Genomic DNA, 21,212 nt, shown 5'->3' with positions numbered 1-21,212 from the left:
CACATGTCTGTTGAAAGCTCTAACGTGCAATCGCGCGACGCTGTTGTGTTGTCTGAAGAACGTTGCGGTGTCTACAGTTCACTGTTCAGTAAGATCAACTTGAACCCGGTATCAGAGCTGGGTGATATTGACATGTTTCAGTGTACGGAAGCGTTGTCGGAGGCTTCTGCCGATGAGCGGGTCACTGCTGCAGTCAGTGTGTTCTTGAGAGTGCTCAAAGAGTCGTCGCAAAAGGTTGAGCGTTTGGATAAGACGCTACTGGATGAGCACATTGCATCCTTGGATGCACAAATAAGTCGCCAACTGGATGCGGTGATGCATCACCCTGACTTTCAACGTGTTGAGTCGATCTGGCGTGGCACAAAGTCGTTGATTGATCAGACGGATTTTCGCCAGAACGTGAAGATTGAGTTGTTGGACGTCAGTAAAGATCACTTGGTGCAGGACTTTGACGATGCGCCGGAAATTGCCCAGAGCGGTTTCTATGCGCATACGTACACCCAGGAGTATGACACGCCAGGTGGTGAGCCCATTGCCGCAGCCATTTCCAACTACGAGTTCGATAACCAGCCGCAGGACATCACCCTGTTGCGCAATATTTCCAAGGTGGCTGCCGCTGCGCACATGCCGTTCATTGGTTCCGTCGGGCCAGCATTCTTCGGTAAGAAATCCATGGAGGAAGTTGCCGCTATCAAGGATATCGGTAACTTCCTGGATCGTGCCGAGTATATCAAGTGGCATAGTTTGAGCGGCAGCGATGATGCGCGCTATCTCGGGCTGGTCACGCCGCGGGTGCTGGGCCGTTTGCCTTACGGGCCGGACACTGCTCCAGTGCGCATTTTCAACCATGTTGAGAGTGTTAAAGGGCCTGACCATGAAAAGTACCTGTGGGTCAGCGCAGCCTTTTCCTTTGCTGCAAATATGGTCAAGAGCTTTATCGCCAATGGTTGGTGTGTGCAGATTCGTGGACCTCAGTCCGGTGGCGCGGTCACTGACCTGCCGATTCACTTGTACGATCTGGGTACCGGCAATCAAGTCAAGATTCCGTCCGAAGTGATGATTCCGGAAACCCGCGAGTTCGAATTCGCCAACCACGGCTTCATTCCGCTTTCGTACTACAAGAACCGTGACTACGCATGCTTCTTCTCGGCCAATTCTGTGCAAAAACCCGCGTTGTATGACACCGCTGATGCGACCGCCAACAGCCGCATCAATGCCCGCTTGCCTTATATCTTCCTCTTGTCGCGCATTGCCCATTATTTGAAGGTGATTCAGCGCGAAAACATCGGCACCACCAAGGATCGCCGTTTGTTGGAGTTGGAACTCAACAAATGGATCGGCGGGTTGGTGACCGAAATGACTGATCCAGGCGACGACCTGCAGGCCTCACACCCGCTGCGGGATGCGAAGGTGACGGTTGAAGATATCGAGGATAACCCCGGCTTTTTCCGTATCAAGTTGTACGCCGTACCGCACTTCCAGGTCGAGGGTATGGACGTGAACTTGTCGCTTGTTTCGCAGATGCCCAAGGCCAAAGCCTGATTCAGTCGTAGGGAAACGATGCCATGAAGATCGATCGCCCTCTATGGGCTGCCGGGGCGTTGCTGTGCCCGCAGCAATTCCAGCAGCAGGCGCGCTGGGAGGCCTGGGCCAACGAGCAGCTCGCTCGTCTGACCTTGGCCCATCCTTGGGGTGTCCAGGTTGTTGAGTTTGACCCGGAGGCTTTGCGGCTGGGCAAACTCAAGGTGACTCAACTGCGTGTGCGAATGCCGGATGGCACGTGGATTGACACTGAGCGGGTGGACCGCCTGCCTCCCGCCTTGGAGCTGGCTCAGCTCTTGGCTGACGACGATCAGCAAGCGTTGTTGCACTTGGCCTTGCCGCTGGAGCAGGCCAACGGCAACAACTGCCTGTTTGAGGGTGGTAGGGCTGATCGACCGATGCGCTACCGCCAGGTATGGCGCGAGGTTCAGGACATCTATGCGGATGAGGTTCAGTCAATCGGTGTGATGGAGCACGCACTGAGCCTGCGTCTGCATCACGATGACAATGCCGATTACCTGACCTGCCCGATTGCGCGTCTAGTGCGTGACGGGCAGGGCGCCTGGAGCCTCGACCCAGCCTATGTACCTCCGCTGCTGAGCTTCGCTGCGCATGCGGGGTTGGTGAGCCAGTTGGACAACCTGTTGACGCAATTATCGGCCAAGCGGCAACGGCTGATGGGCATGCGCCGCGAAAGCAATCAGCGCATGGCCGATTTTGCCGTGGCCGATGTATCGCTGTTCTGGTTGCTCAATGCCTTGAATACCTATCAGCCGGTATTGGCGGACCTTCAGGCGTTTCCCGCACGGCACCCCGAGCAGGTGTATCAGCAGCTAATAAAGCTGGCTGGCAGTCTGCTGACGTTCTCATTGGAGCACGATATCGACAAGATTCCAGCCTACCGGCACGAGTCTTTAGAGGCAGTTTTCCCGCCATTGATGCACACCATTTCTCTGTTGCTGGAAGCCAGCCTGCCGTCGCGGGTGATTGCCTTGGAACTGGAAGAACAGAGCGCCAATCGCTGGCAGGTCACGCTGAATGACCCGCGCTTGCGCGAGCGCGAGGGTGCTGATTTTTATCTGTCGGTGCGTTGCCGGTTGCCCGCCGCGCAGTTGCAGGACCAGTTCCCACGCCTGTGCAAAGTCGGCACGCCCGACGAGGTCAATTACCTGGTCAACGCCGCACTCGACGGCGTTCCCCTGCAATCCCTCAGTCATGTGCCGGCGGCGATTCCATTGCGTCTGGAAAACCAGTATTTCGCGCTGGACCTGGATCATTCCAAGGGGCAGGCGGTGTTGGACGAAGGGGTCTGTGCGTTCTACGTGCCCAGCACCTTGGCCGATGTGAAGCTTGAACTGTTTGCGGTACTGCGCTCATGAACCTGACGGCTTCCAAAGAACGCACAGCAGCGGCTGTGGACATCGATGCGCTGTTGCAGGACACCTACCTGTTGGTGGTCGAGTTGCGCCAGGGCGCCTCCGTGCCGCGCAGCCAGGACCTGTCGCAACTGTGTGTTGAGCAGGTTGAACACGTTCGGCAGCAGTTGAAAGCGGCGGGCCTGAGCCAGCGCAGCATCGATCACATCAGCCATGCGCAATGCGCGTTGCTCGATGAAACCGTCCTCACTTGCGCCGACGGTGACGCGCACGCCTCTTGGGCCAGCGAACCATTGCAGACCAAGTTCTTCAATCGCCATCAGGCGGGCGAGTTTCTGTACGAGGATATGCGCGACGTCTTACGCGAGCCTGCGCCCGATCGGCATGTGCTGACGGCCTTTCAACGAGTACTGATGTTGGGTTTTCGTGGGCGCTACCTTGATGTGAGTGATCCCGAGCGGGAGCAGTTACTGCTTGACCTCAGTGCACGGATCACGCCACTCCGGGTCAGTCAAAGCCTGATAACCCAGGTGCACGGCAGTGAGCTGATCGCAGGTCTGGCTTGGCTGCGCTCACCTCTGGTCCATGTAGTGGCCGTGGGGATGTTGCTTACGGCCACATGGTGGGGATTGGATCATCTGTTGAGCGATGCTGTTGCCTCGCTCTTGCCGGATCAGGGGTGAAGGCGAGATGACCTTGAACCTGCATCGAGTCCTTTGCCTGTGGGCAGGCGCTCTGACCTTCGCTTTGCTGGTCATCATGCCACTCGACCTGTGGGCGCGAGCGTTGGGTGTATTGATCACAGTGGGTTGTGTTGCGTGGGCGTGGGTACTGTTGGGGCGTCGTGCAGTTCAACACCGTGGATTGGTTTCATTGGCCGATAACAGGATCCTGCCTGCGGCAGCATTTCGTCATCCTGTCGTGCTGGTCTGCGGTGATAGCCTGGATGGATTATTCGACAGGGTTCCAGTCGAACAGATGGCCCTGCGCGTAACCGAACAAGGTTGCTATGTCCGTGTTCCAAGCCTGGAACAACTGCTGGCCGTCACCGATGGGATCCTGGAACTACGCCCAAGCTGGCGCGCGCAACTCAGTGTGATGTTCACCGTTAACCCCAGTGCGCACAGTGACCGTGCTGTACTTGCCGGTCAGGTGCGGGCCTTCAGCCACCAATTGTCTCTGGTACGTAAACGCGGCATTGCCCTGCCGTTATTGCTGGTGAGCTACCTGCAAACGTTGCACGGCGAGGAGCCTTGGTTCAGTTGGGACAATGATCAAGCCGACGCATTCGTGCGTGATGCGGGTGCTTGCGTCAGGTTGGATGAGTGGCAACAGCATACCGCCGACTCGTCCGTACAATCGGCGCGGATGCATACCGGTGTACAACTGAACAGTGTCGTGGCGTGGTTGCACGACGCAGTGCTGCCGTACCTTGCCACGCGCCGCTCCCCAGGGTTGGCGACGGTTTGTGCGGTCAGGTTGGTACCGGCTTTGCCCTCCGCCGCTGAGGGCAATCTGTGGCAGCAATGGTTGCGCAGCAGAGTGGCTCTGGCTGACAACAGGTCGGCAGTGACGGATGTGGTCTTACCGTTCCCGGACGCTTTGCTCAGCCTGCTCCCGTGCGGCTCGTCGCGTTCCCCGGTACACCGCGCAAGCATCGCTGCGCTGTGGTTACTCGCTGTCGCGAGTGTCATCGCGCTCGCCAGTTCTGCTTGGCAGAACACCTTGTTAGTGCGCCAGGTTACCGATGATATACGGCGTTATGCGGCCATTCCCCAGCCGACCCAGCGGGAACAAAAAGAATTCCTTTGGCGTGAAGAGGCTGTGACCATTCTTCGTCAGGACGCCCAGCGCCTGGACGATTATTACCGTCACGGCGTGCCCCCGGCATTCGGCTTGGGCCTGTATCGCGGCGAACGCCTGCGCGCGCCGCTGCTGGCAGTACTGGCCGCTCATGTTGAACCTGCGTCGACTGCGGCTCCCTTGCGCATTGCCAAGCCGGTGCGGCTGGACAGTCTGTCGCTGTTCGCCACCGGCAGCGCCCAACTCAAGCCGGGCTCGACGAAGATCCTGATCAATGCGCTGGTCGACATCAAGGCGCAGCCCGGCTGGCTAATTGTGATCGCCGGGCATACCGACGCCACCGGCGATCCGCAGAACAACCTTCGCCTATCCCACGCCCGCGCCGCGGCCGTGCATGCCTGGATGCAGCAGATGGGTGGCATTCCCGACAGCTGTTTTGCCGTGCAGGGCTTTGGCGCCAGCCAACCGATCGCCCGTAACGACACCGAGGCGGGGCGTGCAGCCAATCGCCGCGTCGATATCCGTCTGGTACCAGAGGCAGGGGCGTGTGCGCTCTCTACCGCCGGGCCGGACAGGCAACCCCCAGTCGCATCCCGCGACAGTTAAATTTCCGAGAAAAGGAGCTTCACATGGCAATTCCCATTTATCTCTGGCTGCAAGACGACGGTGGCGCAAACATCAAGGGTTCGGTGGATGTGCAAAAGCGCGAAGGCAGCATCGAAGTGGTGGCCCAAGACCACAGCCTGTACATCCCCACCGACAACAACACCGGCAAGTTGACCGGTACCCGGATACATACGCCGTTTCTATTTACCAAGGAAATCGATGCGTCCAGCCCATACCTTTACAAGGCGGTGACCACCGGACAAACCCTCAAGAGTGCTGAGTTCAAGTGGTATCGCATTGACGACGCCGGGGAGGAAGTCGAGTACTTCATCACCACGCTGGAAAACGTCAAGGTGGTTAAAGTCGCGTCGAAAATGCACGACGTCAAAGACCCAAGCAAAGAGAAGCACAACCACCTGGAGCAGGTCGAGTTACGTTACGAGAAGGTCACCTGGACCTACAAGGACGGCAACATCATCCACTCCGACTCGTGGAATGAACGTCAGAGCGCCTGATGCGTGTGGAGCAGTCGGTGGCTTTTCACCTGCTGCTCCCGGGGTGCTGGGTTGAGCGTCCGTTCGCGGGCGTTCAGCCAAACACATCGAATTGCAATTCCACGGCCGGTTTTATTGACGACACACCCAGCTCCCCGAACAAGGATGTAACCGTATGGCACCCAATTCCACTCGCTTGCTTCGCCGCCTCAACCCCTACTGCGCCCAGGCATTGAGTGCAGCGGCCTCGCTGTGCCAAAACCGGGCGCATGCGCAGATCACCATTGAACACTGGCTGCTCAAGTTGCTGGGGCAGGGGGACGGTGATTTGACCGTGATCGCGCGTCGTTACGAATGGAATATGGAGACGCTTTGGTACGGGCTGCTGGAGCATATCGACCGTCTGCCACGAAGCGTACAGAGCAAGCCGCAGCTGTCGGAGCCGTTGCAGCAACTGATCAAAAACGCCTGGTTGCGGGCCTCGCTGGACGACAACAACGACAGCCTGCGTTCTGTGCACCTGCTGAGCGCGTTGATGGAAACACCCAGCTTGCTGGTGTGTGAAGCCGCCTGGCCTTTGCTCAGTCTCAGCGAGGCTCAGTTGCAGCGTCTCTTGGTGTTGTTGGATCAATCGTCCGAGGAGCGGCCCGAGGTGCAGGCTTCTGCCGCGTCGGACAGCTCCGCAACGTCTTCAGATGAGCCCGTCATATTCCCACCCAGCGCAACGAAAAAAGTGGAGGCGTTGCAGGCGGTGCTGGACAGGTTCACCCATGACCTCACTGCCAAGGCAGCGCAAGGGCAGATCGACCCGGTGTTTGGCCGTGACGACGAAATCCGCCAGGTCGTTGATATCCTCAGCCGTCGGCGCAAGAACAATCCACTTCTGGTGGGCGAGCCGGGGGTTGGCAAAACGGCATTGGTCGAAGGCCTGGCGTTGAGCATCGCCCATGGCAGGGTGCCGGACAGTCTCAAATCGGTCAGTGTACGCACCCTTGACTTGGGGTTATTGCAAGCGGGCGCAGGCGTCAAAGGCGAGTTTGAACAACGTCTGAAAAACGTGATCGACGCCGTGCAACAGTCCGAACAGCCGGTACTGTTGTTCATTGACGAAGCCCACACCCTGATCGGCGCCGGCAACCAGGCTGGGGGCGCCGATGCAGCCAACCTGCTCAAGCCCGCCTTGGCCCGTGGCGAGTTGCGCACCATCGCCGCGACCACCTGGAGCGAGTACAAACAGTATTTTGAGCGCGACGCGGCCCTGGAAAGGCGTTTTCAGATGGTCAAGGTCGATGAGCCGGATGATGCCAGCGCCAGCCTGATGTTGCGCGGCCTCAAAGGGCGCTACGCCGCCCACCATGGCGTGCACATTCAGGATGCGGCCGTGCAGGCTGCGGTCAGCCTGTCGCGGCGCTACCTGACCGGTCGCCAACTGCCGGACAAAGCCGTCGACCTACTGGACACCGCCAGCGCCAGGGTGCGTATGAGCCTGGACTGCGAACCGCAGGCATTGATCCACCTGAGTGCCCGGCAAGTGGCCCTGGAGTTGGAGGGCCAGGCGCTGGAACAGGATCAGCGTCTCGGCGGGCACGGCGCCGATGAGCGTCTGGCGGTGATCGCCGCACAACACGCCGAGCTGCAGCGCCAATACATCGATCTGGAGCAGCAATACCGGAAAGAACTTGACCTGACCCAGCAACTGATCGATGCGCGTCAAACGCAGCCGCAGCAGCGGGAGACCTGCGCGCAGTTGCAGCGGCAGTTGAGCGATGTCCAAGGCAACCAGCCGCTCCTGTCGCTGGATGTCGACGCACGTAGCGTGGCCGAAGTCATTGCCGATTGGACCGGGGTGCCCCTGGGCAGTTTGCTCAAGGACGAACAGGCCAACTTGCTGATGTTGGAGCAGCAACTGGGTGAGCGTGTCATCGGACAGGCGCCCGCCCTGAGCGCCATGGCCCAGCGCCTACGCGCAGCCAAGACCGGCCTCACCGATGACAAGGCGCCGCTGGGCGTGTTCCTGCTGGTCGGCACCAGCGGCGTGGGCAAAACCGAAACCGCCCTGGCCCTGGCCGACAGCCTGTTCGGTGGCGAAAAATCGCTGATCACCCTCAACTTTTCCGAGTACCAGGAAGCCCACACCGTCAGCCAACTCAAAGGCTCACCACCCGGCTATGTCGGTTACGGCCAGGGCGGTGTGCTCACCGAAGCCGTGCGCCAACGCCCCTACAGCGTCGTGCTGCTCGACGAGGTAGAAAAGGCCCATCGCGACGTACTGAATGTGTTCTACCAGGTCTTCGATCGCGGTTTTATGCGCGACGGTGAAGGGCGCGAAATCGACTTTCGCAACACCGTCATTCTCATGACCTCCAACCTCGGCAGCGACCTGCTGCAAACCTGTGTGCATGAACAGCCGGATGCGCCGGACAGCGTGCTGCATGAACTGCTGCGCCCCATCCTGCGCGAACACTTTCAACCCGCGCTGCTGGCACGCTTTCAAACCCTGATCTACCGCCCGCTGCAAGCCGATGCACTCAAGCGCATCGTGGCGATCAAACTGGCCCAGGTTGCCAAGCGCCTGGAGCGCCATTACGGCCTGGCGTGCCAGATTGACAACGCCCTGAATGACGCACTGGTTGCCGCCTGCCTGCTGCCCGATTCAGGTGCACGCAATATCGACAGTCTGCTCAACGAGCAGATCCTGCCGGTACTCAGTCAACAGTTGCTGGAGCGCCGCGCGGCGCAGCAACGTACCCACGGCGTGCGCCTCGGCTACAGCGACGATGAAGGCATCAGCCTGCAGTTCACTGATGTTCAAGACACGGCTCAGCCCGTCGCCCTGGAGGTGTGAGCATGTCCAGCGAATTGCAAAACTTTTTCGACCACAGTCGGCATACCCTGAATGTGCGCAATGTCGGGGCTCGGCTCGATGTTCTGGCCTTTGAGGGCCAAGAACACCTGAGCCAGCCGTTCAGCTATCGCGTGGAATTCACCAGCACCGAGCGTGATCTGGCAGCGGAAAGTATGCTCGGCCAGGAGGCCAGTTTCAGCCTGCACGCCGCACCGCAAAAGCTGCCGGTCGCCGGGCTCAGCGCACCGGAGGTCAAACCGCTGCGCACCCTGCATGGCGTGGTCACCGGTTTCAAGCGCCAGTCCGGCTCCAACGACCAGGCTACTTATGCGATCACCCTGCAGCCGCGCCTGGCCCTGCTCGGTCGCGGCCAGCAGTTTCGCATCTACCAGCACCAATCAGTGCCGGAGATCGTCGAAAGCATTCTGCGCGGCCGCCATGGCTTGGAAGGTCAGGATTTCCTGTTCAGCCTGAAGCGTGAATATCCCAAGCGCGAACAGGTCATGCAATACGGCGAAAGCGACCTGGCCTTTATCGCCCGCCTGCTGGCCGAGGTCGGCATCTGGTACCGCTTCACCAGCGACGAGCGTCTGGGCATCGATGTGGTCGAGTTCTGCGACGATCAACGCCTCTACCAGTTCGACATCGAGCTGCCCCTTCGCCCGCAATCCGGGCTGGGCAGCAGCGGGCAGGATGCGGTATGGCAGCTGCAATCGCAGCACCAGGTGGTCGAGCAGCAGGTGCATTTCCGCGCCTACCAGCACCGCGATGCCAGCGCGCACCTGAGCGGTGAAATCGACCAGAGCCGGGGCGCGACCACCACCTATGGCGAGGCCTACCACTACGCCGAACCCTACTGTGTACTCGGCGATGCGCAGTCCCAGGACGAAGACCTGGAAGGCGAAAGCGGCTACTTCTACGCCCGTCTGCGCCACGAACGCTACCTGAATGGGCAGACCCAGCTCAGCGGCATCAGCAGCAGCGCCACTCTTGCGCCGGGGCAGGTGCTCAAGGTCTCCGGCGGCGCTCCCCAGGCCTTCACGCCCGGCGCAGTGATCACCGGGCTGACCACCAAGGCCGCCCGCGACCAAAGCTTTGAGGCCACCTTCCAGGCCATGCCCTATTCAGAAACTGTGTGCTTTCGCCCCGAACTGAAGGAAAAACCACAAATCGCCGGCACCGTCCCGGCCCGCGTCACCAGCCCGCAGGCCAACGACCCCTACGCGCATATTGACCTGGAAGGGCGCTACCGGGTGAATTTCCTGTTCGATCGCGACAGCTGGAAAGCCGGTGAAGAAAGCGCCTGGCTACGTCTGGCCCGGCCCTACGCCGGCGACACCCATGGCCTGCATTTACCGCTGATTGCAGGCACCGAGGTAGCCATCGCTTTCGAGCAGGGCGACCCGGACCGCCCCTACATCGCCCATGCCCTTCACGACAGCCAGCATGTGGACCACGTTACCCTGCGCAACGACAAGCGCAACGTGCTGCGCACCCCCGCCAACAACAAACTGCGCATGGACGATAACCGCGGGCAGGAGCACATCAAGCTCAGTACGGAACACAGCGGCAAGAGCCAGCTCAACCTCGGCCATCTGGTCGATGCCGAGCGCCAACCCCGAGGGGAGGGCGCGGAATTGCGTACCGATGGGCATGCCGCGATCCGTGGCGGCAAAGGCCTGTTTATCAGTGCCGACGCCCAGCGCCGCGCGCAGGGGCCGATGCTGGAGATGACCGCCGCCGTGGGCCGGTTGCAGCAGGCCGGTGAGCAGTTGCAGGCCCTCTCCGTGGATGCCGAAGCCAGCCAAGCCGATCCGGCGGATGTGCAGGCGCAACTGAACCTGCTGCAGCAAAACCTGGAACAGCTCAAATCGGCGGTACTGCTGCTGAGCGCCCCACAGGGCATTGCATTGACCAGCGGCCAGCATCTGCAACTAGCCGCTGAGCACAACCTGATGCTCAACGCCGGCGGGCAAGCCGATATCAGCGTGGTCAAGCGCCTGTTCATGGGCGTGGGGCAGGGGCTGAGCGTGTTTGTGCGCAAGCTGGGCATCAAGCTGATCGCCAACCAGGGCGCGGTAAGCATCCAGGCGCAGAACGACAAGCTGGAAGCCAACGCAAGGCAAGGATTGGAGATCACCAGTACCGAGGATGAAATCCGCATCGTCGCGAAAAAGAAAATCACCCTCAATGCCGGCGGCAGCTATATCAGTCTCGACCAGAACGCCATCGAGTCGGGTACAGAAGGGGACTACCTGATCAAGTCCGCGAGCGTTGACCGCCCCGGTCCCGCCAGTATGAAGGCTACTCATCCGGACTATCCGAAGCAGTTGGCCAAGCAAGCCTTGCGACTCAATGTTCCGCAAGCGCCGAATGCCTCAAGCCACGGCTGGGCGGGCATGCCGTACAAGCTCTATGCCGATGGCGCTTTGCTCCAGCAAGGAGTCATGGATACGTCCGGGCAGTTGCTGATTGATCATCAAGTGGTGACGCAGGGTTACCGGCTGACGATGGCCAACGGTGTGAACTTCAACATTCCCGTGCCCACTGAGTACCGCAATGCTGAACAGGCCTTGCTCGCCAATCGCGGCATTCACAACCACCCCTCCCAGACCGATACCGAAGTGAGTATGCCCTCAGCGCATACGGATCATCGCGCAGTGTATGCCGCGATGCTGGATGGGCTCAGTGACACGCAAAGGAACAGCCAATGACCCAAGATATCGTTGTGCCAGTTGCCCTGCAGCATACACAAGAGGCCTCCTGTACCTCGCCGTGGTTTGTCTGCGACACCGAATACCACCCTGTGGCCGCGACGTATCACCCTTTGGTGAACGGTGAAGAAGCCTTTAGGGCTGTGCATTTGGCCATAGCCCAGGCTAAGAAGTCCGTCGATATCATCTGCTGGGGGTTCCAGCCATCGATGTACTTTATTCGCGACGGCATAGCGCCCAGCATTGGTACGTTGCTCAAGACAATCGCCCGTGAAAAAGGTGTTCGTGTGCGCGTGCTGGGTTGGGAAATGCCGCTCAATTCTGCGGGCATGGCGGGTGAGGGCAATCTACCGGGCAAGGGGTTTATCCGAATCAGAGATCGCAAGTTGCAAAGCTCCACCAGGGCGCAATATCGCGAAGACCTCCAGTGGTTTGCCGACTGCGCGGTTGCTGACCGCAAGGCCGCTCAGCGAGGCATGGGCTCACTCCCCGTGTTTGTCAGCCGAGGGTTCAGCATGCGAGAAAGAGCTGAAATCGCCCGGCAGGTGAAGAGCGGCAGCCTTGATCCGGAAGTCAGTGCAAAAACACGAATCTTTTTGAAGTGGGCTGCTACTCATCACCAAAAGAGCGTGCTGGTCGACTACGAGCTGGCGGACCGCGCCGTGGGCTTTGTCATGGGCCACAATATGCTGGACGAATACTGGGACACCGATGCGCATTCCGCCTTGTTCCGGGAAAAACACACCAAGCCCGCCCCCAATCTCGGCCCTCGTGGTGTCCTGCCACGGCAGGATATTTCCAGCCGAGTCACCGGGCCAATCCTGGAACACCTGCACCACAACTTCGCGAGCGCCTGGCGCAAGGAAACCGGCGAGGACCTGTTGCAGAGCCGACAGGCCAAGCAGGTAGCCCCACAACTGGCGTTCGACAGCGGTACGCCCTTGGTCGCCCAGTTGCTACGCACCCAGGCGCAAGCAGGCAAGCGCGATATCGAAACGCTTCACCTGCAGGCGGTCAACAACGCGACCCAATTCATCTATATCGAAAACCAGTACTTCCGCTGGCCGCCCTTGGCTGAAGCCATCAAACAGGCTGCTCTCGTTCAGACGGCCGAAGGTCGCGACCCTGGCTTGCATGGCGCCTTGCATCTGTTTGTGATTACCAACGCCACCAACGACGGCATGGGGGCTGGCACCGTGAACACCCAGCGTATGCTCGAAAGCCTGGGGCGTGAAGACACCATCCCCGAAGTGACCAAGTTGCGGCGTATCAAGCAGGTAAAAAAAGACGCTCCGCCACGGCCCCGACCGGAGCCGCGTGACCATGTCGGGAAGCGGGAGCTTGACCAATGGCAAAGCGAGCTTGATGAGCAAATCAAGAAGATCACGGAACTCCCGATTAGCCCGACTCCGGTGGCCGGTCTGAAGGTGCATGTTTGCTCGCTGGTGGCACCTGACTCGCCAGCCGGTAAGGACTGGGTGCCGGTGTACATCCACTCCAAGCTGATGATCATCAACGACGTATTCACCACCCATGGCTCGGCCAATATCAACACCCGCAGCATGCAGGTGGACAGTGAGCTGAATATTGCCCATGAGTGGATGAGTGTGACGCAGGCGTTGCGGAGGCGGTTGTGGGATCTGCATACGGATAAAAGAGGCGCACAGGATGACCCGGAGGAGGCGTTCGATGCCTGGCAGGACATCATGAATAGAAACAAGAAACGCCAAAAATCGAAGAAGGCACCTTACGCTTCTCTCGTTGAATTTTATTACGGTGAAGCCACCCTCAAGGATCTCGATTGATGCGGCGAATCCTCTTGTTGTCAACGCTGCTGCTCGCGGCCTGTGAAACCAGTGGTGCCTCCACTTTTTTGAACAAGGACCCTAGTGTGAATCCGCTTAATGAGATTAAGGCCAACCTAGCTTTCAACTGCATTCATGAAAATATTCCCGCGCCGCCTTCTGAGGCTGATGTGCTGTTCCAGTACGCTCGCTGGTTACAAAAAAACAACCAGTTGAAGCAGGATAAAACTGTCAATGCCGAGATCGCACGCCTATATCGCATCGCTGCAGAGAATGGCCATTTCAAAGCCAATATCAATCTGCAGAATGGTTCCATGCGAGGTGATTTCACGCTCAGCGGCGAGGAGCATTTACGCCTGAGCCAGCAATTGATTGATGTGGATGTTGCGACGGGGTACTACTTTGTCGGTCTCTTCCTGAAAAATGGCTCAGTCGGACTTAACCAAGATGTAGCCATGTCATTGCGCTACTTCCGAAAAGCGGCTGACCAGGGCAATGCCCAAGCTCAGTACTATGTTGGCGAAAAACTCGAGCCTATCGATATTGCCCCAAAGATTGCGCTTCAGATGTATCGCTGCGCTGCCGAGCAGGGTGATGGAAAAGCAGCCGTTGCTCTGGCTGTTTATTTTCAAGATGAAGGGGAGTATCAGGACGCTTTAGAGTCATTCCAATTAGGGGTGGTTGCTGGCAACAGCAACTCAGCATCCCATCTTTCAAAGGGGTTCCGTGCACAACCCACAGATGAACTGTATTACCTCGGTCAACCGGAGGACCTTGAACGTGCTGAGCGTTACGAGAAAATCTGGCGTGTGCTTGCAAGATATTCCTACGCTGACCCAAAGGTCCCCGAGATCAACGACATCGTCCCCTTGCCCCCGGCCAAACTGCCGCCATGGGACGGCAAGCTGCAATGGCTGGAAGCCCGCCTGGCCAATGTAGCGCCACCAAAGCCAACCGAAGCACTGATCAACGAACTCGCCCGAGCCAAGCTGCTTGAACCGGTCACTGGCAAACCCATGCCGGGCTCACCCGCATTCATCAAGGCCAGCAGCCCCGCACCGACCTGCCAAAGCGGCCAGGCCTGCCCGCATACCGGCTACTGGCAAGCCTCACGCCTGACTGATGCATCGCAAGCCAGTTTGCAGGGCGGCACAATCCGCCATTTCGAAGAGGGCGAAATCCTGCCATTGCAAAGTGTCGAACGTCACCATCGCCGTTTCCTGCGCGCCGACATCACGACGGTCGAGGATGAAATTGTTGAGTGGAGGCTGCTCGGATGAAGTGTAGGTATCTGATTGTCGGCCTGTTGGGTGGGATGCTGTTGGGCTGCCAGGCTAATGCTGTGCGCCCGGAAGAATCGGCTTTGGTGCCACTCCCTGAGGTCAATGCCAAGCTGGCTTTTACCTGTGTGCATGAAACAATTCCCGCGTCATCCGCCGAGACCGACGAAGTGTTCCAGTACGCTCGTTGGCTGCAGAAAAATAACCAGCTCAAACAGGACAAAACCGTCGATGCGGAGATTGAGCGGTTGTATCGCATCGCTGCTGAGAACGGTCATCACAAGGCCAATATCAACCTGCAGAATGGTGCCTTGCGTGGCCACTTCAAACTGCGGGGAGAGGAGCATCTACGACTAAGTCAGGAACTGATCGATGCCGGAGTCGCCACGGGTTACTACTTCGTCGGCATCTACCTTAAGCAGGGCTCAGCGGGATTGCAGAAGGATCCGGAGATGGCGTTACGCTACTTCCGCAAGGCGGCCGATGAGGGTAATGCTAATGCTCAAGCCTATATTGGCGACAAGTTAGCGCCAATTGATATAGCGCCGAATATCGCACGGCAGATGCGTCAATGCGCTGCTTCGCAAGGGCAGAGTGAGGCTGCCGTCATGCTCTCCATGTATCTTCGGGATGACAAGAAATATAGTGAGGCTGTTGAGGTGTTGCAGATGGCCGTAGCTTCGGGCGATGAAAATGCTGCTGGGCGTCTATCAGATTCTTTCCGTGGCCCTAGTCCGGACAATCAAGTTGACTACTTGGAGCTAGAGCCTGATTTGGTGCGCGCCGACCGCTACAAACAAATATGGCGGATTCTTGCGAACTATTCCTACGCCGATCCCAAAGTCCCCGAGATCAACGAAATCCTCCCCTTGCCCCCAGCCAAATTGCCACCATGGGACGGCAAGCTGCAATGGCTGGAAGCACGCCTCGCCAATGTAGCGCCGCCAAAACCAACCGAAGCATTGATCAACAAACTGGCCCAAGCCAAGCTGCTTGAACCGGCCACCGGCAAACCCATGCCGGGCTCACCCGCATTCATCAAGGCCAGTAGCCCCGCACCGACCTGCCAAAGCGGCCAGGCCTGCCCGCATACGGGCTACTGGCAAGCCTCACGCCTCACCGACGTATCGCAAGCCAGCTTGCAGGACGGCACAATCCGCCATTTTGAAGAGGGCGAAATCCTACCGATGCAAAGCGTCGAGCGTCACCATCGCCGCTTCCTGCGCGCCGACATCACGACGGTCGAGGATGAAATTGTTGAGTGGAGGCTGCTCGGATGACGTGTAGGTATCTGATTGTCGGATTGCCCCTCGATTGGTCGGCGCTCCTGATAGGCACGGAAAATGGAAGGCCTGAATGAGCCTGCGCACTTTGATCGCCCGCTGCCTCGGCGAGCGCGACGCATTGTCCGTCGCCCGCGAACAGGTCGCCCAATGGCAACCCTGGCTACAACCCATCAGCACCGACTCCCCCGTCGGCGAAGACCCCGGCTACGACGATGACTTCCAGCGCATGCGCGAAGAGGTCAACAAGCTCTCCGGCGCCGATGCCGAGCAGGTGGCCCAACTGGCGGAAAAGCTGCTGATCCACAGCTGCAAGGACCTGCGTGTCGCCACCTATTACCTGTGGGCACGCTTACACAAGGACGGTGAAGTCGGCCTGGCCGATGGCCTCAGCCTGCTGGCCGCGCTGGTGGAACGCTTTGCCGACGCGGTGCTGCCCATCCGCCCCAACAGCCGCAAGATGGCCCTGGAATGGTTGGCCGGCGGCAAGGTGCTGGACACGCTGTCGCTGTACCCGGAAGTGGTCAAGGCCGAGGCCGAGCGCACTGCCGCAGCACTCGCCTGGCTGGAGCGCGGGCTGGGTGCGTGGCCGCAGGAGCAGCGTCCAAATTTGGAACCCCTGTATGCCGCCCTGTCCGCGAGATTGGCGCAGTCCGGGGGCATGGACGCCTTGGTGCCGCAAAATACTGCCAGCCATGAAGCGACGGCACAGGCGCCAGCGCCGCAGATCAAGTCCGGGCGTGATCTATTGGACAGCGGCCGGGCCTTGGCGGGGTACCTGCGTGACCAACCTTTGGGCTGGCTGGCGGCCCACCGCCTGATGAAGAGCTTGCGTTGGGACACGGTGCACCAGGCCCCACCGCAAGATACGAACAACAACACGCGCCTGACACCACCGCGCAGTGACTACCGGGCTCAGCTCAAACGTTTGTATCTGCAACAGAATTGGTCGGAATTGATCGAGCAGGTCGAGCGGATTTATGCCGAGGGGGTGAACCATTTCTGGCTGGACTTGCAGTGGTACCTGTATCAGGCCCTGAGCAAGCAGCCCGCGCCGCAGGATCGCTGGGCCGATATCGCCAAGCGTGACCTGGGCATGTTCCTTGAGCGCCTGCCGGGCCTGGAAGTGCTGTGCTGGAGCGACGGTAGCCCCTTCGCTGATGAGACCACCCGCGAGTGGATTGCCCAGCACGTCAGCGGCAACCAGCCCCAGCAATGGTTACCCGTACCCTCGGCGGCACCGGCCACTGGCGATACCGACATCCTGTCCCTGGAAGGCGAGGCCGTGGCCCAGGCTGACAGCGACGGCGTGGATCAGGCACTGGCCTGGCTGGCCGCACGTCCCGGTATCCACACCGGGCGCCAACGCTGGTTGCTGCGCCTGTTGATGGCGCGGGTGGCCGAGCAGTACAGCAAGAGCGACCTGGCCATCCATCTGTTGGCGGAGCTGGACGCCACGGCGCAACGCCAGGCCTTGGCCGAGTGGGAGCCCGAGCTGAATTTCGAGGTCAAGGCACGCCTGCTCAAGCTGCTGCGGGTCAAAGCCCAGCGCAATGACGCCGACAAACCCACCCTGGCGCGGCGCATGGAAACCTTGCTGGCGGCGCTGGTAGCCATTGATCCGGTACGCGCCGCAGTGCTTTGCGGCTAACCCTCCTACATCAGGATTCTTTCTGTGAGCATGGACAATCTAACACTGCGCTATTTCGATGCCGAAATGCGCTACCTGCGTGAGGCCGGCAAGGAGTTCGCGGACGCGTTCCCGGATCGGGCCGCGCAGCTCAACTTGGACAAACCGGGCGCACAGGATCCCTATGTGGAGCGCCTGTTCGAGGGCTTCGCCTTCCTGATGGGCCGCCTGCGGGAAAAGCTCGACGATGACCTGCCGGAGTTGACCGAGGGGCTGGTCAGCCTGTTGTGGCCGCATTACCTGCGCACCATTCCATCCCTGTCGGTGGTCGAATTGGCACCTGAACTGGCGCAGATGAAGCGCAGCGAGTTGATCGCCCAGGGCTTTGAGGTGCTGTCGCAACCCATCGGCCCGCAACGCACCCGTTGCCGTTACACCACCACCCAAGACGTGACCCTGCGGCCGCTGGCGTTGGAATCGGTGGGGCGCGGTCATGAAATGGATGGTCGCTCAGTGTTGCGCCTGCGCTTTGCCTGTGGGGCGTTGACGGACTGGAGCCTGATCGATCTCAGCCGTTTGCCGCTTTACCTGAATGCCGATGCGCCGCTGGCCAGTGCGTTGCATCAGGCGCTGACCCTGAATGCGCAAGCGATGTATGTGCGCTGGCCCGGCCAAACCGAACGCCAGCCACTGACCGCGCATTTTGTGCCCAAGGGATTTGCCGATGAAGACCGGCTTTGGCCCAAGGGTGACAGCGCCTTCAGCGGTTACCAGCTGTTGTTGGAGTATTTCAGCTTCCGTGAAAAATTCATGTTCGTGACCTTGTGTGGCTTGGAGCAGTTGAAGATTGCACCCGGTACCGCCTGGTTCGAGCTTGAAGTGGTGTTGCGTGAACCTTGGCCGGCCAACTTCGATTTGAACAGCGAACACATCCGCCTGCACGCGGTACCGGTGATTAATTTGTTTGCGCTGGAGGCCGACCCGCTGACCTTGGCGCCCTTGCAAACCGACTATCTCCTGCGTCCCATGCGCTTGCAGGACGGCCATACGGAGATCTATTCGGTGGACCGGGTCACCGCGTCGAGGAACGCCGAACGCCAGGACTACGTGCCGTTCACCAGCTTTCGCCACAAGGGCGGCATGCTGCGCGACGAGGCCCCGGAACGCTACTTTCATACACGCCTGAAGCGCGCAGCGAATGGCCTGCATGACACCTGGCTGATTCTGGGCGGCGAGGGCTTCGACAAGGACCGCCTGCGCGAGCGTGAAAGCTTGTCCTTGCGCTTGACCGGCACCCACGGCCAGTTGCCGCGCAAGGCGCTGCAAAGCACTTTGCTCGATACGGTGGTGCAGTCCACCCAGTCCGGTTTGCGCGTGCGCAACCTGTGTGCGCCGAGCTTGCCGTGCTACCCGCCGAACCGCGACCGCTTTCACTGGCGGGTGCTCAGTCACCTGGGCTCGAACTTCCTGCCGATGCTCGACAACGCCGAGGTGCTGCGCGGCACCTTGGCGCTATACGACTGGACCGGCAGCGAACTGAATCGCCGTCGTCTGGCGGCGATTGTCGAGGTCAAACATCATTTGGTGCAGCGTTTCGAGAAAGGCTTTCTGCTGCGCGGGGTGGATATCGAAATCACCCTGGATGCCAATGGCTTCTCAGGGGAGGGCGACATCAGCCTGTTCGGCGAGATGCTCAATCGCTTCTTCGCCTTGTATGCCGACATTCATTTGTACACCCAGCTCACGCTGATCCTGCAACCTACTGGAAAGTGCCTGCGATGGAACGAGAACCACAGTCAGCGAATTCCCGGCTGAAAGCCGGCGGTCTGCTCGATGCCCTGCAGGACCAGGTGGCCGAGGCCAACCTGTACCGTTTTTGCCAGTTGCTGGAACAGGCTTTGCCCGGTCATCCGCCCCTGGGTAGTACCGCGCACCCGGCCGATGACGCTGTGCGCTTTCGGCCCGATCCGGGCATGGGCTTTCCGGCCAGCGAGTTGAAGGCGATTGAAACCGATGATGCTCATCCGGAACGGCCGGCGACGATACGCACGCGTTTGCTCGGGTTGTATGGGGTCGACTCGCCGATGCCGACGGTGTTTCTGGATGACATCGCGCAGCGCCGGGAAGGGCATGAAGCGTTGGAAGCCTTCCTGGATATTTTCAACCACCGGATCTTCACCCAGTTCTACCGGATCTGGCGCAAGTACTCCTACCCGGCGACGTTCGAAGCAGGCGGCATCGATGCCACTTCGCAATGCCTGTTGGGCCTGATCGGCTTAGGGATTCCCGGCACCGCCCAGCAGATCGCCACGCCGGTCTCGCGCTTTCTGGCCCTGCTCAGTGTGATGCGCCTGCCCACGCGCAATGCTGAGGGCATCACCGCGCTGGTCAAGTTGCTGGCCCCCAACACCCAGGCACAGGTGACCCCGCATTGGCCGCTGAAAATTGCGCTGGGACAGCCGGCCAGCCTTTCCCGCCAACGTCCAGTGAGCTTGTCCCAGGGGACGCCATTGGGCAGCGCCGGCTTTGATGCCAACAGCCAACTGCGCCTGACGCTGCATACAGAAGATACGCAGGAAGCCGAGGGCTGGTTACCGGGTGGGCAACTGCATAGCGACCTGCTGGTGCTACTACGGGTGTACCTGGGGTGGCGCTGCACGGCCAAATTGCAGTTGTCACTTCCGGTGCACAGCCTGCCGCTGCCGATGCTGGGGCACGCTCCCATTCGGCTCGGCATGACCGGTGTGCTGGGCTTGGGCAGCGATGCCTGGCAGGCGGCAGAGCACGACACGCTCACGATCAACCTGGGCCGCTACCAAGGCCTTTCGATTAATCCCCACAACAGGGAAACACAGCATGTTGCGTACCCTTTTTAGTCTGGTGATGTTCGCGGCGCTCGGCGGGTGTGGTCTGGCCCAGACCGTCGCGGATGGCACGGCCTCCACCGCCAAGGCGATCTTCTACAAGCAGGTGAAAACCCTGCATCTGGATTTCAGTGCACGCACGGCACTCAACACCGCCGCCACGGACATGAGCGCCTTGTCGGTGCCGACCTTGGTGCGGGTGTACCAACTGCGCGACAGCAAAGCGGTAGAGCAGGCGACCTATGACGGGCTGCTGGGCGATGACAATCAACTGCTGGCAAGCGCGTTATTGGACAAACGCTCGGTGGTGGTGAAACCCGAAGAGGGCGCACAGTTGAACGTACCGATGGATAAGGACGCGCAGTTCGTCACGGTGGTGGCGTTGTTTCGCAGCCCCGATACCCAATTGAACACCTGGCGCCTGACGTTGACCCGCGATGATCTGGACCCGGATCGGGCGCGGGTCATCGAGCTGGGGGATAACCGCTTGACTCTGCGGCCCTTGGCCAAGGACTGAACCATGACCGAGTACAACCCCTCGCTGTACGAAATGCTGCTGCAAAATTTCGACGGTGAGTTGGACTTGCATCGCGTCAGCGAGGAGGACCAGCACGCCCTGTCGGTGCTGGACAACCTGCAGCGCATCCTCAACAGCCGCGCCGGTGCGCTCAGCCATCTGCCCGATTACGGGCTACCGGACATGGGCCTGATCCTGCAGGGGGTGCCTGCCACAGCCCATGGCTTGATCGGCACCATGACCGCCACCTTGCTCAAGTACGAACCGCGTCTGGCGGCGGTCGCCATCGAACTGCAGCCCCAGACGCTGCCGGGGCACCTGGAGTATGCGTTGGATGCGCAACTCAAAGATGGGCAGCACGTGAGCTTTGGCACCACGCTGGCGCCCGAAGGCAAAGTGCTGGTACGCCACTTGAAGCGACAGCATTACCTGACCAAGCCTTGAACCTATAAC

General features: G+C 59.9%; 15 protein-coding genes. All 15 read left to right on the top strand.

From position 1 onward, the window contains the following. Positions 1–3 precede the first annotated feature (3 nt). The 15 genes from tssC to tssE all read left to right on the top strand — a co-directional run bounded on the left by tssC (position 4) and on the right by tssE (position 21,203). Positions 4–1,542, top strand: coding sequence for a type VI secretion system contractile sheath large subunit (tssC, locus tag QF043_RS18085; protein ID WP_307419626.1), 1,539 nt, complete (start codon positions 4–6; stop codon positions 1,540–1,542). Positions 1,543–1,565: 23 nt separating this feature from the next. After that, positions 1,566–2,921 (top strand): type VI secretion system baseplate subunit TssK, encoded by a 1,356-nt coding sequence (gene tssK, locus QF043_RS18080; RefSeq protein WP_307419625.1) that lies wholly within the window; start codon positions 1,566–1,568, stop codon positions 2,919–2,921. Beyond that, entirely contained in the window at positions 2,918–3,601 is a 684-nt protein-coding gene (gene tssL, locus QF043_RS18075; RefSeq protein ID WP_307419624.1) for a type VI secretion system protein TssL, short form, read from the top strand. Before tssK ends, tssL begins: the two co-directional genes overlap by 4 nt. 295 nt (positions 3,602–3,896) lie before the next feature. Next, the gene (locus tag QF043_RS18070) at positions 3,897–5,327 is read left to right on the top strand and encodes an OmpA family protein (protein ID WP_307419623.1); all 1,431 of its coding nucleotides are present in this window, start codon (positions 3,897–3,899) and stop codon (positions 5,325–5,327) included. Positions 5,328–5,350: 23 nt separating this feature from the next. Beyond that, positions 5,351–5,842: an Hcp family type VI secretion system effector gene (locus QF043_RS18065; RefSeq protein ID WP_307419622.1), complete on the top strand. Its 492-nt coding sequence runs from the start codon at positions 5,351–5,353 to the stop codon at positions 5,840–5,842. 154 nt (positions 5,843–5,996) lie between these two features. After that, on the top strand, positions 5,997–8,666 hold the full coding sequence (gene tssH, locus QF043_RS18060) for a type VI secretion system ATPase TssH (RefSeq protein ID WP_307419621.1): 2,670 nt from the start codon (positions 5,997–5,999) through the stop codon (positions 8,664–8,666). A gap of 2 nt (positions 8,667–8,668) precedes the next feature. Then, positions 8,669–11,380, top strand: coding sequence for a type VI secretion system Vgr family protein (locus QF043_RS18055; protein ID WP_307419620.1), 2,712 nt, complete (start codon positions 8,669–8,671; stop codon positions 11,378–11,380). Then, on the top strand, positions 11,377–13,185 hold the full coding sequence (locus tag QF043_RS18050; protein WP_307419619.1) for a phosphatidylserine/phosphatidylglycerophosphate/cardiolipin synthase family protein: 1,809 nt from the start codon (positions 11,377–11,379) through the stop codon (positions 13,183–13,185). Before QF043_RS18055 ends, QF043_RS18050 begins: the two co-directional genes overlap by 4 nt. Beyond that, entirely contained in the window at positions 13,185–14,465 is a 1,281-nt protein-coding gene (locus QF043_RS18045) for a sel1 repeat family protein (RefSeq protein WP_307419618.1), read from the top strand. Before QF043_RS18050 ends, QF043_RS18045 begins: the two co-directional genes overlap by 1 nt. Then, the gene (locus QF043_RS18040) at positions 14,462–15,745 is read left to right on the top strand and encodes a DUF6396 domain-containing protein (protein WP_307419617.1); all 1,284 of its coding nucleotides are present in this window, start codon (positions 14,462–14,464) and stop codon (positions 15,743–15,745) included. Before QF043_RS18045 ends, QF043_RS18040 begins: the two co-directional genes overlap by 4 nt. A 76-nt stretch (positions 15,746–15,821) precedes the next feature. Further along, positions 15,822–17,399, top strand: a complete 1,578-nt coding sequence (gene tssA / locus QF043_RS18035) for a type VI secretion system protein TssA (RefSeq protein ID WP_307419616.1) — start codon at positions 15,822–15,824, stop codon at positions 17,397–17,399. A gap of 24 nt (positions 17,400–17,423) precedes the next feature. Further along, positions 17,424–19,193 carry a type VI secretion system baseplate subunit TssF gene (gene tssF / locus QF043_RS18030; protein ID WP_307419615.1) on the top strand — a complete coding sequence of 590 codons (1,770 nt, stop codon included), beginning with the start codon at positions 17,424–17,426 and terminating at the stop codon, positions 19,191–19,193. Next, positions 19,157–20,254, top strand: a complete 1,098-nt coding sequence (tssG, locus tag QF043_RS18025; protein WP_307419614.1) for a type VI secretion system baseplate subunit TssG — start codon at positions 19,157–19,159, stop codon at positions 20,252–20,254. The genes tssF and tssG overlap by 37 nt, the downstream gene beginning before the upstream one ends. Beyond that, positions 20,235–20,759 carry a type VI secretion system lipoprotein TssJ gene (tssJ, locus tag QF043_RS18020; protein ID WP_105524199.1) on the top strand — a complete coding sequence of 175 codons (525 nt, stop codon included), beginning with the start codon at positions 20,235–20,237 and terminating at the stop codon, positions 20,757–20,759. The genes tssG and tssJ overlap by 20 nt, the downstream gene beginning before the upstream one ends. Before the next feature lie 3 nt (positions 20,760–20,762). After that, positions 20,763–21,203, top strand: coding sequence for a type VI secretion system baseplate subunit TssE (gene tssE, locus QF043_RS18015; protein ID WP_307419613.1), 441 nt, complete (start codon positions 20,763–20,765; stop codon positions 21,201–21,203). Positions 21,204–21,212 lie beyond the last annotated feature (9 nt).

Origin of the sequence: Pseudomonas sp. W3I7 (assembly GCF_030816095.1) — a bacterium.
In the GTDB taxonomy this organism is placed as follows: Bacteria; Pseudomonadota; Gammaproteobacteria; order Pseudomonadales; family Pseudomonadaceae; genus Aquipseudomonas; species Aquipseudomonas salomonii.
Note: the sequence above shows the minus strand (reverse complement) of the source record. Positions and strands in the feature narration are given on the sequence as shown.

What these genes read in the sequence shown, in the direction of transcription:
- tssC (WP_307419626.1), top strand. Translation starts at nt 4, where the DNA reads ATGTCTGTTGAAAGCTCTAACGTGCAATCGCGCGACGCTGTTGTGTTG.
- tssK (WP_307419625.1), top strand. Translation starts at nt 1,566, where the DNA reads ATGAAGATCGATCGCCCTCTATGGGCTGCCGGGGCGTTGCTGTGCCCG.
- tssL (WP_307419624.1), top strand. Translation starts at nt 2,918, where the DNA reads ATGAACCTGACGGCTTCCAAAGAACGCACAGCAGCGGCTGTGGACATC.
- QF043_RS18070 (WP_307419623.1), top strand. Translation starts at nt 3,897, where the DNA reads ATGGCCCTGCGCGTAACCGAACAAGGTTGCTATGTCCGTGTTCCAAGC.
- QF043_RS18065 (WP_307419622.1), top strand. Translation starts at nt 5,351, where the DNA reads ATGGCAATTCCCATTTATCTCTGGCTGCAAGACGACGGTGGCGCAAAC.
- tssH (WP_307419621.1), top strand. Translation starts at nt 5,997, where the DNA reads ATGGCACCCAATTCCACTCGCTTGCTTCGCCGCCTCAACCCCTACTGC.
- QF043_RS18055 (WP_307419620.1), top strand. Translation starts at nt 8,669, where the DNA reads ATGTCCAGCGAATTGCAAAACTTTTTCGACCACAGTCGGCATACCCTG.
- QF043_RS18050 (WP_307419619.1), top strand. Translation starts at nt 11,377, where the DNA reads ATGACCCAAGATATCGTTGTGCCAGTTGCCCTGCAGCATACACAAGAG.
- QF043_RS18045 (WP_307419618.1), top strand. Translation starts at nt 13,185, where the DNA reads ATGCGGCGAATCCTCTTGTTGTCAACGCTGCTGCTCGCGGCCTGTGAA.
- QF043_RS18040 (WP_307419617.1), top strand. Translation starts at nt 14,462, where the DNA reads ATGAAGTGTAGGTATCTGATTGTCGGCCTGTTGGGTGGGATGCTGTTG.
- tssA (WP_307419616.1), top strand. Translation starts at nt 15,822, where the DNA reads ATGAGCCTGCGCACTTTGATCGCCCGCTGCCTCGGCGAGCGCGACGCA.
- tssG (WP_307419614.1), top strand. Translation starts at nt 19,157, where the DNA reads ATGGAACGAGAACCACAGTCAGCGAATTCCCGGCTGAAAGCCGGCGGT.
- tssJ (WP_105524199.1), top strand. Translation starts at nt 20,235, where the DNA reads ATGTTGCGTACCCTTTTTAGTCTGGTGATGTTCGCGGCGCTCGGCGGG.
- tssE (WP_307419613.1), top strand. Translation starts at nt 20,763, where the DNA reads ATGACCGAGTACAACCCCTCGCTGTACGAAATGCTGCTGCAAAATTTC.